Genomic DNA, 14757 nt, shown 5'->3' with positions numbered 1-14757 from the left:
GTGTGGGGGACAGGGACCGCTGATGAGTCGTCACCCGGAACGGAAAGGTTGCCCGGTCTCGGCCCGGGCCTCGGATGCGTCTACGGCGCTTCGGGGGGAGGCGTCGGTGCGCCAGGGAGGCGTACGGTCGCCACGGTGCCGCCGCCGGCCGCGTGGGTCAGCGTGACCTCGCCGCCCGCCTGCCCGACCGTGCGGGCGACGATGGACAGGCCGAGGCCGGAACCGGGGAGTGCGCGGGCGCTGGGGGAGCGCCAGAAGCGGTCGAAGACGTGCGGGAGTTCCTCGGCGGGGATACCGGGGCCGTGGTCGCGGACGGTGAGGACGCCGTGGTCCAGCTGGACGTCGATCGCACCGCCCTCCGGGCTGAACTTCACCGCGTTGTCGAGGATGTTGACGATCGCCCGCTCCAGGGCGGAGGGCTCCGCGCGGACGTACCAGGGCTGGAGGTCGGCGGTGATCGTCAGCTCGGGGCCGCGCAGCCGCGCCCGGCGCAGGGCCGCCTCGACGGTGTCCTGCAGCGACACGACCTGGACGCGCTCGCCCCGCTGCCCCTCCGACCGCGCCAGCTCCTGCAGGTCGCCGATGAGCGAGGCCAGTTCGGTCATCTGCGCCTTCACGGAGGCGAGCAGCGCCTTGCGGTCGGCCGGGGGGATGGGGCGGCCGGTCTCCTCGCTGCGGGTGAGCAGTTCGATGTTCGTCCGCAGCGAGGTCAGGGGCGTGCGCAGCTCATGACCGGCGTCGGCGATGAGCTGCTGCTGCAGCTCGCGCGAGCTGGCGAGGGAGGAGGTCATCGAGTTGAAGGACCGGGAGAGCCGGGCGATCTCGTCCTCGGCGTCGTCCTCCACGGGGATGCGGATGCCGAGGTCCTCGGTACGGGCCACGTGCTCGACGGCCTCGGTCAGCTTGTCGACGGGCCGCAGCCCGGCCCGCGCCACGGCGAGCCCGGCGGCCCCGGCCCCGAGGACTCCTACGCCGGAGACGAGGAGGAGGATGAGGGCCAGTTCGTTGAGCGTCGACTGCGTGCTCTTGAGGGGGACGGCGACGAGCAGAGCCGTGTCGGGGTAGAGCGCCGGCGGGCCCCCGAACGACTTGACGACGAGCGGCACGGTCAGCACCCGTACCGCGTTGCCGTTCTTGTCGGTGCCGTTGCGGAAGATGCCCCGGTTGCTGCTGGCGTGCTTGATGACGTTCTTGTCGGCGCCGGTCACGTTGACCGTGCCCTCGGAGTTCGAGGAGACGCAGGGCTTGCCGTCGGCGGTGACCAGCTGCAGATAGATGTTGCGGGCGCGGAGGTCCTTGTCGTTTTCCTGCGGAGTCTGCGGGCACGCGCGGAGCGCGAGCTGGACCTGGTCGAACGGCTGCGGCCCGGTGGCCTGTTGCAGGTCGTTGTCGAGCTGGTCGTACAGCTTCCCCTGCACGATGAACCAGCAGGTGACCGCGACCGCCGCCACCGCGAACGCCACAGCGGCAGCGACCAGCATCGCCAGGCGGGAGCGGATCGGCAGGGTCTGGAAGCGGCGGAGAACCCTTCTCACTCCGCGCCGCCCTGTCGGAGCACGTAGCCGACACCGCGCACCGTGTGCACGAGGCGCGGCTCGCCGCCCGCCTCGGTCTTGCGGCGCAGATACATGACGTACACGTCCAGCGAGTTGGACGACGGCTCGAAGTCGAAGCCCCAGACCGCCTTCAGGATCTGCTCGCGGGTCAGCACCTGCCTCGGGTGGGCCATGAACATCTCCAGGAGGGTGAACTCGGTGCGCGTCAGCTCCACCGGCCGCCCGCCCCGCGTCACCTCCCGCGTCGCCAGATCCATCCGCAGGTCGGCGAAGGTGAGCGCCTCGTCCTCCTGGGCGGCCGCGCTGGCCGCCGCGTAGGAGCTGCGCCGCAGCAGCGCGCGGACGCGGGCGAAGAGTTCGTCGAGTTCGAACGGCTTGACCAGGTAGTCGTCGGCGCCCGCGTCGAGCCCGGTGACCCGGTCGCCGACCGTGTCGCGGGCGGTGAGCATGAGGATCGGCGTGGTGTCGCCCGCGCCGCGGATCCGCCGGGCCGCGGTCAGACCGTCCATGCGCGGCATCTGGATGTCGAGGACGACCAGGTCGGGACGGTAGGCGGTGGCCTTGTCCAGGGCGTCCGCGCCGTCCACGGCGACCTCCGTCGCGTAGCCCTCGAAGGCGAGGCTGCGCTGGAGTGCTTCGCGCACGGCCGGCTCGTCGTCGACGATCAGGATGCGCTGGGGGTCACGGTCGCCATCGGCGGGGCTCATGGGCTTCGGATTCCTCGGGTGCGGTGGGAGGACAGGGACGCTGACGGTGTTGAACGCCTTCAGCCTCGCATGTTTCCCTGCGGGCGCGTAGAGAGTGCGGCGCGGTGCGCGATCAGGCGCTCATCGCCGTGATCCGGTTCAGCGGCACCTTGCGGCGGTGCGGACGGGCCGCGGTGGTGTGCAGGCCCATCAGCTGGGGTACCACGGCGACTTCCGGTGCCCGGGTGGCCGGTGCGTGCAGTTCGTACGCCACCTCGATGGCCAGGGCGAGACCGGCCGGGTCGGTGCCGGCCACGGTGTGGGAAACCTGCTGGATCATGACGTACTCCCTGCTGGTGAGGTGAGGGGTCAGTTGGTGCCGCCGGCCCGGAGGGTGGCCAGGTCGGCCTTGACGGTGTTGATCGGGATGGCGAAGCCGAGGCCGATGCTGCCGGCGTCCGAGGAGCCGGAGGAGGCCGAACTGGCGGAGTACATCGCGGAGTTGATGCCGATGATGTCGCCGCTGGCGTTGATCAGCGCGCCGCCGGAGTTGCCGGGGTTGAGGGAGGCGTCGGTCTGGATCGCCTTGTAGGTGGTGGTGGAGGAGCCGGTGTCGCCGTTGAACTGCTGGCCGCCGAAGGAGAACGGCCACCGGCCGTCGCCGCCCTGGCTCTGCTGCTGGTTCTCGTCGGTGGAGACGGTCACGTCACGGTTGAGCGCGGAGACGATGCCGCTGGTGACGGTGCCGCTCAGGCCCTCGGGGGAGCCGATCGCCACGACCGTGTCACCGACCTGGACGCCGGAGGAGTTGCCGAGGACGGCCCGCTTGAGACCGGAGGCGCCCTGCAGCTTGATCAGCGCGAGGTCCTTCTTGCTGTCGGTGCCGACGACCTTCGCGGTGTACGACTTCCCGTCGCTGGTCGTCACCTTGATCGACTGGGCGCCGGAGACGACGTGGTTGTTGGTGATGATCTCGCCGTCGCTGGTGATGATCACACCGGAACCGGTGGAGGTGCCGTCGCTCAGCGTCGCGCTGATCTCGACCACGCTCGGGCTGACGGCCGCGGCGATGGAGGCGACGTTGCCCTGCTTGCTGGAGGGGACCACGCTGGTGGTGGTGGAGCTGGTGGCGACGGTGTTGCTGCCGGTCAGCTCCTGTATGCCGTACGCGGTGCCGCCGCCTATCGCCGCGGCGACGATCGCCACGGCGGCCAGCAGGGCGAGGGGGCCCCGGGGGCGCTTCCTGGCGGCCGGTGCCGTGCCCGGGGCGGGCTCGGCGGGAACGGTGGGCAGCACCGCCGTACCGCCACCGTTCCCGCCGCCCTCTCCGCCGGCCATGGACTGGGGCTGACCCGGCCAGACGGTGGCACCCTGCTGGACGGTGACCGGCTCCGCCTGCGGCGGCTGTGCGGGCCGGTGCGCCGGCGGGGGCGGCCACTCCGGGTTCACGGGGGAGGAGGAGTGCTGCTGGGCGCCCTGGTAAGGGTTCTCGTACTGCTCGTACTCGCCGTCGCGGCGGAAGCTCTCGGTCATGTCAAAGAGCTTGGCCCGTGACAATGAGAGCTTCCTGAGTGCCCGCTGAGAAGCCCGGCAGAACCTCGTATGCCCGATATAAAGGCCGTACGCGCAGCTGGGAGGGTTCTCTCAGCCGCTTTTCATACGGGGCGGATCACTCGCATCCACAGGACTTCCGGGCCACCAGGCGCGAGGGGAACGTCTTCAGCCGCTCCCGCCGGGACCCGGCCACCCGCAGCCCGTCGTCGAGGACGAGGTCCACCGCGGCCCGCGCCATCGCGCTGCGGTCGGAGGCGACCGTGGTCAGCGGCGGGTCGGCGAGCGCCGCCTCCTTGATGTCGTCGAAGCCGGCCACCGCCAGCTCGCCCGGCACGTCGATGCGCAGTTCGCGCGCGGCCCGCAGGACGCCGATGGCCTGGTCGTCGGTGGAGCAGAAGATCGCGGGCGGCCGCTGGGGCCCGGCGAAGAGCTCCAGCGCTATCCGGTAGGCGTCGTAGCGGTTGTACGGCGCCTCGAACAGCCGCCCCTCGGTCGGCTTCCCGGCCTCCTCCATGGCGCGCCGCCAGCCCTCGACATGGTCGGAGACGGGGTCGCCGACGGCGGGTGTCTCGGCGGTGCCGCCCATACAGGCGACGTACTCGTACCCGTGTTCCAGCAGATGCCGCACGGCGAGGTGGGCGCCGCCGAGGTCGTCGGTGACGACGGCGACGTCGTCGATGGCCTCGGGCCGCTCGTGCAGCAGGACGACCCGGGCGTCCCAGGCCTCTATCTCGGCGGCGGCCTGGTCGTTGAGGGCATGGCTGACCAGGATGAGCCCGGAGACCCGCATCCCGAGGAAGGCCCGCAGATAGTGGACCTCGCGCTCGGCCACGTAGTCGGTGTTGCCGACGAGCACCATCTTCCCGCGCTCGGAGGCGGCCTGCTCGACCGCGTGCGCCATCTCCCCGAAGAAGGGCTGGCGGGCGTCCGGGATGATCAGGCCTATGAGATCCGTGCGCCGGGACGCCATCGCCTGGGCGACGCGGTCGGGGCGGTACCCCAGCTCCTTGATCGCGGCGAGGACACGCTCGCGCGTGGCCGGGGCGACCGGCCGGGGTCCGTTGTTGATGACATAGCTGACGACGGCGGTCGAAGTCCCCGCCAGTCGCGCCACATCATCCCGAGTCACCTTGGCCACGCGCGGAGTCTACGCGGATATACCGGCTGCGGGCAGGGCGAGCGGAAGCTTCCGCACGCACCTCGTGTGCACTCGTGTGCGGAAGCAATGCCCAGCCCAGGGGCCCGCTATGCGTCCGCCGACACCTCGGCCGCGTCGAGCGCCGCCGTCTCGTCCGCATCCTCCGCCTTTGCCCGTTCTGCCTTGGCCTTGGCTTCGTCGGCGACCCGCTCGCCCTTCTCGGGAGTAACGAATCGATAACCGACGTTCCGGACGGTCCCGATCAGTGACTCGTGCTCGGGGCCGAGCTTGGCCCGCAGCCGCCGTACGTGGACGTCGACCGTCCGGGTGCCGCCGAAGTAGTCGTAGCCCCAGACCTCCTGCAGCAGCTGCGCGCGCGTGAAGACGCGGCCCGGGTGCTGGGCGAGGTACTTCAGGAGCTCGAACTCCTTGAAGGTCAGGTCGAGGACCCGCCCCTTCAGCTTCGCGCTGTAGGTCGCCTCGTCCACCGACAGATCGCCGTTGCGGATCTCCATCGGGGAGTCGTCGTTGACGATCTGCTGGCGTCCCATGGCCAGCCGCAGCCGGGCCTCGACCTCCGCCGGGCCGGCGGTGTCGAGCAGGACGTCGTCGATGCCCCAGTCGGCGGTGACGGCGGCGAGACCGCCCTCGGTGACGACCAGGATGAGCGGACAGCCCGGGCCGGTCGAGCGCAGCAGCTGGCACAGGCTGCGGACCTGCGGGAGGTCACGGCGTCCGTCGATGAGGATGACGTCGGCACCGGGGGTGTCGACGAGAGCGGGGCCTTCCGCCGGTGCCACGCGGACGTTGTGCAGCAGCAGGCCGAGGGCCGGAAGCACCTCCGTCGACGGCTGGAGGGCGTTGGTCAGGAGCAGCAGAGAACTCATACGTCTGGTTCCTCCTCGGTCCCTGCGAGGACGTGTGCGGTACGTCACCTGCTCTGCGATCCCGAAGGCCCCGTACACCGGCGGTCACCTGGAGTTTCCCGCTTCGTATACAACGCTTCCGAAAGCACAAAAGGACCCGGGGGCGTCGCTGCCCGAGTCCTCTGCCCAGCAGAATAGCCCACATGAGCATCACTCCGGCAGGTCATGTGGCACGTTCCGCCGTTCGTCCGGATGCCGAGACGATCAGACGCACCCCTATGCGGACGTTTCTGACCACGGACGACGGCGTCACGATCGATGCCGTATACGACCCGCCGGCCGCCGTATACGACGTCTCCGCGCCACCTGCCGTTGATCTCGCGTTCGTGATGGCCCACGGCTTCACGGGCGACGTCGACAAGCCGCATGTGCGCCGGGTGGTGGAGGCGTTCGCGCGGTACGGCGCGGTGGTCTCCTTCTCCTTCCGCGGCCACGGGGCCTCCGGCGGACGCTCGACCGTGGGCGACAAGGAGGTGCTCGACCTGGCTGCCGCGGTGCGCTGGGCGCGGGAACTCGGGCACACGCGCGTGGCGACCGTCGGCTTCTCCATGGGCGGCTCGGTGGTGCTGCGGCACGCGGCGCTGTACGGGCAGCAGGCCGGCGGGGACGCGCGTACGGACGCGGTGGTCTCGGTGAGCGCCCCGGCCCGCTGGTACTACCGGGGCACGGCCCCCATGCGCAAACTCCACTGGATGGTCACCCGCCCCGAGGGCCGGCTGGTGGGCCGCTACGGCTTCCGCACCCGCATCGTCAACCGCGACTGGGACCCGGTCCCGCTCTCCCCCGTCGAGGCGGTGCCGGCCATCGCGCCGACCCCGCTCCTCATCGTCCACGGCGACCAGGACGGCTACTTCCCGGTGGACCACCCCCGCATGCTCGCGGCCGCCGCCGGTGACCACGGCGAACTGTGGATCGAGGGCGGCATGGGCCATGCCGAACACGCCGCCTCCGACGACCTGCTGGCCCGCATCGGGGAGTGGACCGCGCGCCGGGCGGGCTAGCCTGACGCTGTACACCGCCGATTGATTGAGGAACGGATGCCAAAGGTCACGGTGCGCTACTGGGCCGCCGCGAAGGCCGCGGCCGGGCTCGCCGAGGAGCCGTACGACGCGGACACCCTCGCCGAGGCGCTCGACGCCGTGCGCGCGCGACACCCCGGGGAACTGGTGCGCGTGCTGCAGCGATGCTCCTTCCTCGTCGACGGTGACCCCGTGGGCACCCGCGGACATGAGACGGTACGGCTGGCCGACGGCGGCACGGTCGAGGTGCTCCCGCCGTTCGCAGGAGGGTGACGATGACCGACCAGCCGTACGACCCGTACGAGCAGCGGGCGCCGCAGCAGGAGTGGCCGCCCCAGCAGCCGCACCAGTCCTACGACGACCCGTACGCCGCCCAGCAGTGGCAGGGCCAGACCTGGGAAACCCAGGCCCACGCACCCGTGCGGACGCCGGGAGCAGCGCCCCACCCGCCGCAGGAGAGCGCCGAGCCGCCGCAGCAGCACGGGGCGCCGGAATGGCACCAGCAGGCACATCACCCCCAGTCCCCGCAGCAGTGGCAGCAGCAGACGCACCAGGGGCAGGGCTACGAGGGCTACACGCCCCAGGGCGCCCATCCCGCATCCGCCGCCTACCCTGACCCCGCCTCGGCCCATCCCGGGAGCGCCTCGGCCCATCCCGGGGCCGCCTCGGCCTATCCCGGCGCTGCCCAAGCTGACCCCGCCGGCTACCAGCCGCAGGCCTCCGCACAGACGGCAGGCGCACCCACGGCCCACGCCCCCGCGCAGACGACGTACGCCCTCGGCTACCCGGCAAACCGCTCGGCCCACGCCCACCCGGCAGGCGCACCCGCCCAGTCGGCAGGTGGCCTTGGTGGGGCGGCAGGCGCCCCGACCGACCCACCCGGCGGCCCCGCCGTGGCAAGCGGGCCGGCCGACCCAGCGGGCGCACCGACCCACCCGGCAAGCACCCCGACCCACGCCCCCGACCTCGGTTACGGTCCCGCCACCCTCTCCGGCAACGCGCGCATCACCGATGCCCAGCGGGCCCGGCTGGAGGGGCGTTCGCCGGTCATCGAGCCCGGGATGCAGCCGGCCGCGTTGACGGCGCTGCTCGGGCTCCTGCTCTCGGGGACGGCGGCCGTCGGCTCGTACGCCCTCCTCCTCCCCCTCGTCGTCCTCCAGGCGATCACCGCGGCGGGCTGGTTCCGGCTGAACGGCATGTGGCCCGCCCGCCAGGGCATCGCGCTGGCCTTCCTGGGTGCGCTGGTGGCCGACGTCGCCCTGCTGGCGGCGGGCCGCGAGCACGGACCGGCGGCCATCCTCGGCACGCTCGGCGTCTGGGTCCTGCTGTCCCTGGTCCTGCAGCTGCGCTCGCACGCCGACCCGGACGAGCGGATGTACGGCCTGATGGCGACGGTCGCCTCGGCGGCGCTGGCGATCCTCGCCGCCGGTTACCTCGCGGCCGACACGGACGCGGTGTCCGTCGGCGCGGCGGCGGTGGCGGTGGCGCTCCTGGCACGCGCCCTCCCGCTCCCCACCCCGGCCTCACTGGTGGTCTCGCTCCTCGCCGCCGCCGGCGCGGGCATCGCGGTCGGCGGCATGACGGGCTTCGGCACGAAGGGCGCCCTCCTGGGCGCCGCCGCGTCCCTCTGCGCCCTCATCGGCCACCGCGTCGCGAGCTACGACTACCCGTCTAGATTCGTCCACTTCACAGCAGGAGTGGCCCTGCCCCTGACAGCGGCGGCCCCGGCGGTGTACGTCCTGGGCCGCGCACTGGGCTAGGTGCCACCAGCCCGTCCGGCGTTTGAAGACGAGGCGCGTTGAGGGCCGACGCGGGGTCTGGGGGCGGCAGCCCCCAGGGGACGGCGACCACGGCACCGCCCGCCCCCAGGGGAAGGCGACCACGGCACCGCCCGCCCCTGTCACAGGTGATCGACAATCTCCCGGCCCAAGCCCCCGGCAGGGCTACGCTCCGGTACGAGCGGCATCCGGCGGGTGTCCGCCGTACACCAACGTCGTCAGCCAGGTGGGGGAAGAAGAAATGCGCGCCCTGCGAATACTTCTGATCGTCGTCGTGATCCTGGGCGGCCTCTTCGTGATCGCCGACCGCGTCGCGGTGCACTTTGCCGAGAACGAGGCCGCCGACAAGCTGAAGACCACCGAGGGCCTCGCCTCCACCCCGGACGTCTCCATCAAGGGCTTCCCGTTCCTCACCCAGGTGGCCGCCGGCAAGCTGGACGACGTACGCATCGGCATCAAGGACTACGAGGCCGACACGGGCGCCACCACCGCCGGCGCCCCGAAGAGCATCCGCATCGACGACCTCCAGGCCGACATGAAGGGCGTCACCTTCACCGGCGACTACAGCTCCGCCACCGCCTCCACCGCGACCGGCACCGCCACCATCGCCTACGACGAGCTGCTGAAGGCCGCCAAGTCCCAGCCCACGCAGATCATCCCCGGCGTCAACGCCCAGGTCGTCGGCCTCTCCGACGGCGGCAGCGGCAAGATCAAGGTCGACGTCAAGGTCACGGCCGCCGGCGCCTCCCAGACGTACCCCGTGCTCAGCACCGTCACCGTCGACGGCGCCACGGTCAAGGTGCACGCCGACAACCTGCCCAAGCTGGTCGTCGACCTCGCCGAGTCCCGGATCCGCTCGATCACCGACTTCCAGCAGACCATCGACCGGCTCCCGGGCGGTGTGAAGCTGGACGGTGTGCAGGCCGCGAAGAGCGGTGTGGAGATCACGGTGACGGGTTCGAACGTCAAGCTCGCGGGGTAGGACCGGACCGGCGATGGACGCCAAGTGTCCGAAAGACGAGACACGGGCGTCCGTACGGTAGCTGCGGTGACCGAAACTTCCGCCCGCGGACCGCGCCGCCGCGGCCCGGACCATGATCCCTTCCCGCATTGCGGACGATCGCGTCTCACCATCCGACACACCGGTGACACGCCCGCCTGTCCGTCCCTACGATCGAGGTCATGAAGCGACAGGCGGATCTCACGAAGCGGCGGGCAGTAGACCTGTGCCGCGTGGCCGCCATGCTCTGTCGCCCCTTCTGAGCGGAAGGCCCAGACCTCCGCATCCCCCCTGCCCTGCTCAGGGCACCGGTGCGCCGCCCCCGTACGGGCGTGCGCACCCCGCAGACTCGTATGCCCCGCCGCAACTGCCCCGGAGGAGAAAGAGCATGAGCCGCAGCGACGTCCTGGTCGACGCCGACTGGGTCGAGGCCAACCTCGACGACCCGAACATCGCGATCGTGGAGGTGGACGAGGACACGTCCGCCTACGAGAAGAACCACATCAAGAACGCGATCCGCATCGACTGGACCAAGGACCTGCAGGACCCGGTCCGCCGCGACTTCATCGACCAGGAGGGCTTCGAGAAGCTCCTGTCGGCGAAGGGCATCGCCAACGACACGCTGGTGATCCTCTACGGCGGAAACAACAACTGGTTCGCGTCCTACGCCTACTGGTACTTCAAGCTCTACGGCCACGAGAACGTCAAGCTGCTCGACGGCGGCCGCAAGAAGTGGGAGCTGGACGCCCGCGAGCTGGTCGAGGACGTCCCGGAGCGCCCGGCGACCGACTACAAGGCCAAGCCGCAGAACACCGCGATCCGCGCCTTCCGTGACGACATCGTCGCCGCGATCGGCTCGCAGAACCTGGTCGACGTGCGCTCGCCCGACGAGTTCTCGGGCAAGCTGCTCGCCCCGGCCCACCTGCCGCAGGAGCAGTCCCAGCGCCCGGGCCACGTCCCGTCCGCGAAGAACATCCCGTGGTCGAAGAACGCCAACGACGACGGCACCTTCAAGTCGGACGACGAGCTCAAGGAGCTGTACACCGACGAGGACGTGGACCTCGCCAAGGACACCATCGCCTACTGCCGCATCGGTGAGCGCTCCGCGCTGACCTGGTTCGTCCTGCACGAGCTGCTCGGCGTGGAGAACGTCAAGAACTACGACGGCTCCTGGACCGAGTACGGCAGCCTCGTCGGCGTCCCGATCGAGCTCGGCTCCGGCAAGTAAGTCCGGCCCGGCACACCAAGCGAACCAACCCGCAGATCCCGACCGGCCTTCCTCCGGTCAGACCCCTCTTGGAGAAAGACATGTGTGGAGCGAAGGCCGGCGGCCCCGACGCCTCGACGATCAAGCCCGGTGAGACGACGATCCAGGGCCAGGTGACCCGCGACGGCGAGCCGGTGGTGGGCTACGTCCGCCTGCTGGACTCGACCGGCGAGTTCACCGCGGAGGTCCCGACCTCCGCGACGGGCCAGTTCCGCTTCTACGCGGCCGAGGGCACCTGGACCGTCCGCGCCCTGGTCCCCGGCGGCACCGCCGACCGCACGGTCGTCGCCCAGCAGGGCGGCCTCGCCGAGGTCGCGATCGCCGTCTGACCGACAGCCCGCGAGCCAAGGGCCGCACCCCGGGCGGACGCCCGCAGTGCGGCCCTTCGGCATGTCCGGACCTACCCTGGAAGCATGCTGGCACGCCGCCGTCACGTGTATTTCGCCATGATGGGCACCTGCGTCACGCTGTTCGTCCTGGCCTGGGGAGTCGTACGCATCTGGTCGATCCCGGCGGCCGTCGCCATGTGCGTCGTGGCGATGGTCATCCCCCCGGTCGCCGCCATGGTCGCCAACCGGCGCGGCCCCGAGGACCGCTGGTGGGACGACCCCTCCGGCGACCCCCAGTCCGACGAGTGGTGGGACGAACTGGACGGCAAGAAGCGCCCGCGTCCGTAGCTCTTGCCGCTGCGTCTGCCGCTCAGTAGACCAGCGCCTGCGTCTCCTCCCCCAGCGCCTCCTGTACGAAGACCTGGGCGCCCGCGATCCGTACGCCCTCCAGGACGTCCTTCTCGGTGATGTCCCGGCGGGCCGCGCACTGGGTGCACAGGGTGACGCGGCCCGCGGCGAGGACCGAGTCGAGGAGGCCGGGCAGCGGGGCCGCGTGCGGCAGCTCGAACTCGGCGGCCCGCCCCGGCAGCGCGAACCACGCGGACTCCCCGGTCAGCCACAGCGAGACGTCGACGCCGCTGGCCACGGCCACCGCCGCCACCGTGAACGCCTGCGAGCACCGCTCGGGCGCGTCGGCCCCCGCCGTCACCTTGATCACGAGCTTCTTCGCCATGCCCGAATCGTAATCAACACCGCTACAACTTCGGCCCTTGGCCATGAGTCTCCTGTGCGCGCATACGGAATGCGCACTTCATGTTTGTGGGGGAACGTCTTGGAAGTACCCATACAGGCGCAGGAGCCGATTGCGCCGGATGTGCCCGAGCCCGAGCCCGAGCGCGCGCCGGAGCGCGGGCCGCGCCCCCGGGGACGCACCACCCTGCTGATCGCCGCCGCCGCCGTGCTCGGCGTCGTCGCCGGCACCTGCACCGGCTACCTCGTGCAGGCCCACCGCGCGCCCACCGCACTGCCCTCGCTCTCGCAGCCCACGCTCCCGCGGTCCACCGGCGCGGGCCCCGCTCCTCTGTCCGCCGCCCAGGACCGCCGGGTCAAGACGGACGGCGATCTGCGCAAGCTGCTGCTGAGGCGCCCGGACGGGGCGCGGAACGCCCTCCTGCCCAGGAGCGCCGACGGGTGGCTGGACCTGGCCGGCTACTCGCGGATGTTCACCAAGCCCGACGTCGCCTTCAGCTACTTCATCGGTGAGGAGTTCCGGCGCGCGGCCATCACCCAGTGGCGTGAGGGCGACCGCGAGGTCGACATCCTCCTCGTGCAGTACCGCCAGGAAAGCGACCGCGGCGCCTCCGACGTCGTCGAGACCGCCGACTCCTACGCCGAGAAGGATCCGGGCACCGACAGCTGGGCCGTCCCCGGCACGGGCAACGGGACGGCGTACGTCCACGCCTCGGCCGGGTCCTACAGCGCCGAGGCCCACGCCTGGCGAGGGGACATCGCCCTGGAGGTCTGGGTCTACGACACCAAGCCGGTCCCCAAGAAGAAGATCATGGACCTGGCCGAGCGACAGATGGAGCGGCTGTGACCGAGAACCATGTCGGCGAGGCGGGACCGGTGGAGCCCGTCGACCCGGTGGAACCCGCTACCACCACCCCGGTTCCGAAGAAGCCCGTACGCCGGGGCCGGATCGCCGCGATCGCAGCGTCCGCCCTGCTCGCCGCCGCCGTTCTCGGCGGCATCGGGTACACCGCGGTGACGGTGCACGGCGCCGACCGGGACGCGGGCGCCCCGGTGTGGAAGTTCCCGGCGCCAGCGGCGGACCGGAAGGCCGCCGCGGCCAAGGGGCTGCGCGGCATGCTGCTGCCGTACGCCACCAGCGGTTACGTCCGCGGCCCCGACATCGACGAGTTCGGCTCCGACGCGGAGCTCTCCGGGCGTGAGGCCACGGCCCTGCGCAAGGAGGGGATCAGCGGTCTGCCCCGCGCGCAGCGGCTCCGGCTGGAGCGGCAGATCGACCGGGAGCACATCAGGGGCATGGCCATGCGCAGCTACATGAACACCTCGTGGGCCGCGGACTCCACTCTGGCCGCTGACCACGCCTTCACGATCGACGTCGTGCTGTCCCAGATGGACGAGAAGTCGGCGCGGGACATCGTCGCCTACCAGAGCACCTTCCTGGACGCCCTGACCTCGTTGCGCAAGGGACCCGCCGTCAAGGGCCACAAGAACGCCCGGTGCTTCCTGCCGCCGAAGGTCGCCGGGGAGAAGCTCACGGAGATGGTCTGCTCCGCGTACGAGGGCGACGTCCTGGTCTCGCTCACCGCGTCCGGGGGCCCGTCGATGGATCCGAAGGGGGTCGCGTTGTTCCTGAGCGATCAGCTCGACCGCGTCAAGACGACGGGACGGGCGGTATGACCGACCAGCAGCACTCGATGGTTCCCTCCGAGCCCGAGGCCGCCGAGGCCCCCGAGGCGCCCGAGGCCCCCGAGGCTCCCCAAGCCGTCGAAGGACCGCCGTCCGCGGAGCCCGCGCCGCAGCCCCGGCCGCGCAAGGACCGGCGCGTGTTGCGTGCCGCCCTGCGCTGGACCGCGGCCGTCGTGGTGTTCGCGGCGGCCGGGGCGGGAACGGCGTACGGCATCACGCAGATGGAACGCACCGACGTACCCGGTCTCGCGACCGCGTCGGACGGGCGCTGGGACTACCCGCGGCTGGCCGAGCCGCCCCTGCCCGCCGGCAGTCCGGGCCCCTTCGCCGACGACAACCCGGCGAACGCCCACTACGCGGACCTGCGCGCGCTCGTCCTGCCGGCGCCCAAGGGCGCGAAGGCCGACGCCTCGCTGCGCGGCGCGGACGGCTGGCTGGCCACGAAGGACTTCGTCGCCCAGTACGCCTCCGCGGACGACCGCAGGGAGTTCGCCCAGAATCTGACCGACGACGGCCTCCGGCACATCGCGGCCCGCGGCTGGACCATGCCGGACGGCACGCGTACGCGTGTGTACCTGCTGCAGTTCGACACCTCGGCGGTCGCGGACGACCTGTTCTCGCCGGGCCTGGTCTCCTACGACTCGACGGTCTACGCGCTGAAGGGCGCCCCGGACGCCGCCTACGACGACGCCTTCCCGGACGTCGCCCGCGCCGAGAACGTCAGCGTCTCCGCGTACACCGAGAAGCGGCCCTACGGCTCCGAGCAGGTCCGGCAGGCGTACCTCAAGTCCGGGGACACCCTCGCCCTGGTGGTGCAGTCCCGCAAGGGCGGCGCCAAGGCCGTCCCCTTCGAACAGACGGTGGCCCTGCAGAGCCAGCTGCTGGGCTGAGTTCCGCAGGGACGTACCTCACGCGGAGCACCGGGTCCCGGCCGACTAAGCTGGGGCCCGGCTCTTGTGTACTCACCCCGCTCAACCCGCTCAACAAGGAGCACCCCGTGCTTGAGGCATTCTTCGAAGCCCTGCTCGTCCTGGTCTGCGTCGGCGTCCTGGGCTTCGCCTACCTGAC

18 protein-coding genes are annotated in these 14757 nt (G+C 71.4%); 11 read left to right on the top strand and 7 right to left on the bottom strand.

All coding sequences use genetic code 11. The features are described from left to right. Positions 1–80 precede the first annotated feature (80 nt). From MKW14_RS23690 to MKW14_RS23665, 6 genes are all read right to left on the bottom strand, one after another. Positions 81–1535, bottom strand: a complete 1455-nt coding sequence (locus tag MKW14_RS23690; RefSeq protein WP_240865181.1) for a sensor histidine kinase — start codon at positions 1533–1535, stop codon at positions 81–83. Further along, positions 1532–2263, bottom strand: coding sequence for a response regulator transcription factor (locus MKW14_RS23685; protein ID WP_240865180.1), 732 nt, complete (start codon positions 2261–2263; stop codon positions 1532–1534). Before MKW14_RS23685 ends, MKW14_RS23690 begins: the two co-directional genes overlap by 4 nt. Positions 2264–2375: 112 nt before the next feature. Continuing rightward, positions 2376–2582, bottom strand: coding sequence for a hypothetical protein (locus MKW14_RS23680; protein ID WP_240865178.1), 207 nt, complete (start codon positions 2580–2582; stop codon positions 2376–2378). A gap of 29 nt (positions 2583–2611) precedes the next feature. Beyond that, positions 2612–3775, bottom strand: coding sequence for a S1C family serine protease (locus MKW14_RS23675; protein WP_240865177.1), 1164 nt, complete (start codon positions 3773–3775; stop codon positions 2612–2614). A gap of 136 nt (positions 3776–3911) precedes the next feature. Further along, entirely contained in the window at positions 3912–4934 is a 1023-nt protein-coding gene (locus MKW14_RS23670; protein ID WP_240865175.1) for a LacI family DNA-binding transcriptional regulator, read from the bottom strand. A gap of 107 nt (positions 4935–5041) precedes the next feature. Beyond that, positions 5042–5821: a winged helix-turn-helix transcriptional regulator gene (locus MKW14_RS23665; protein WP_240865173.1), complete on the bottom strand. Its 780-nt coding sequence runs from the start codon at positions 5819–5821 to the stop codon at positions 5042–5044. Between the two features lie 182 nt (positions 5822–6003). Here MKW14_RS23665 and MKW14_RS23660 point away from each other — a divergent pair, with 182 nt between their 5' ends. The 8 genes from MKW14_RS23660 (at position 6004) to MKW14_RS23630 (ending at position 11601) form a co-directional block, all read left to right on the top strand. Continuing rightward, on the top strand, positions 6004–6861 hold the full coding sequence (locus MKW14_RS23660) for an alpha/beta hydrolase (RefSeq protein WP_374116588.1): 858 nt from the start codon (positions 6004–6006) through the stop codon (positions 6859–6861). 36 nt (positions 6862–6897) lie between these two features. Then, positions 6898–7152 (top strand): MoaD/ThiS family protein, encoded by a 255-nt coding sequence (locus MKW14_RS23655; RefSeq protein ID WP_133045745.1) that lies wholly within the window; start codon positions 6898–6900, stop codon positions 7150–7152. Between the two features lie 2 nt (positions 7153–7154). Beyond that, on the top strand, positions 7155–8639 hold the full coding sequence (locus MKW14_RS23650; RefSeq protein WP_240865170.1) for a hypothetical protein: 1485 nt from the start codon (positions 7155–7157) through the stop codon (positions 8637–8639). A 259-nt stretch (positions 8640–8898) separates the two neighbouring features. Then, positions 8899–9639 (top strand): LmeA family phospholipid-binding protein, encoded by a 741-nt coding sequence (locus MKW14_RS23645; RefSeq protein ID WP_240865169.1) that lies wholly within the window; start codon positions 8899–8901, stop codon positions 9637–9639. Between the two features lie 200 nt (positions 9640–9839). Further along, entirely contained in the window at positions 9840–9920 is an 81-nt protein-coding gene (locus tag MKW14_RS41575) for an Ms5788A family Cys-rich leader peptide (protein WP_350751515.1), read from the top strand. Between the two features lie 125 nt (positions 9921–10045). Beyond that, positions 10046–10885, top strand: coding sequence for a sulfurtransferase (locus MKW14_RS23640; RefSeq protein WP_240865168.1), 840 nt, complete (start codon positions 10046–10048; stop codon positions 10883–10885). An 80-nt stretch (positions 10886–10965) separates the two neighbouring features. After that, positions 10966–11253, top strand: coding sequence for a DUF1416 domain-containing protein (locus MKW14_RS23635; RefSeq protein ID WP_007382995.1), 288 nt, complete (start codon positions 10966–10968; stop codon positions 11251–11253). 84 nt (positions 11254–11337) lie between these two features. Then, positions 11338–11601, top strand: coding sequence for a DUF3099 domain-containing protein (locus tag MKW14_RS23630; protein ID WP_240865167.1), 264 nt, complete (start codon positions 11338–11340; stop codon positions 11599–11601). 22 nt (positions 11602–11623) lie between these two features. On the opposite strand, the gene MKW14_RS23625 is transcribed toward MKW14_RS23630, so the two are convergent. After that, the gene (locus MKW14_RS23625) at positions 11624–11986 is read right to left on the bottom strand and encodes a DsrE family protein (protein ID WP_240865166.1); all 363 of its coding nucleotides are present in this window, start codon (positions 11984–11986) and stop codon (positions 11624–11626) included. 99 nt (positions 11987–12085) lie between these two features. Between MKW14_RS23625 and MKW14_RS23620 the strand changes: the two genes are divergently transcribed. The 3 genes from MKW14_RS23620 to MKW14_RS23610 are packed head-to-tail and all read left to right on the top strand — an operon-like array spanning position 12086 to position 14579. Further along, positions 12086–12850 carry a hypothetical protein gene (locus MKW14_RS23620; RefSeq protein ID WP_240865163.1) on the top strand — a complete coding sequence of 255 codons (765 nt, stop codon included), beginning with the start codon at positions 12086–12088 and terminating at the stop codon, positions 12848–12850. Continuing rightward, positions 12847–13680 (top strand): hypothetical protein, encoded by an 834-nt coding sequence (locus MKW14_RS23615; RefSeq protein ID WP_240865162.1) that lies wholly within the window; start codon positions 12847–12849, stop codon positions 13678–13680. Before MKW14_RS23620 ends, MKW14_RS23615 begins: the two co-directional genes overlap by 4 nt. Beyond that, a complete protein-coding gene (locus MKW14_RS23610; RefSeq protein ID WP_240865160.1) occupies positions 13677–14579 on the top strand; it encodes a hypothetical protein in 903 nt (300 codons plus the stop codon). Before MKW14_RS23615 ends, MKW14_RS23610 begins: the two co-directional genes overlap by 4 nt. The last annotated feature ends 178 nt before the right edge of the window (positions 14580–14757 follow it).

Origin of the sequence: Streptomyces gilvus (assembly GCF_022513565.1) — a bacterium.
GTDB classification, from domain to species: domain Bacteria; phylum Actinomycetota; class Actinomycetes; order Streptomycetales; family Streptomycetaceae; genus Streptomyces; species Streptomyces gilvus.
Note: the sequence above shows the minus strand (reverse complement) of the source record. Positions and strands in the feature narration are given on the sequence as shown.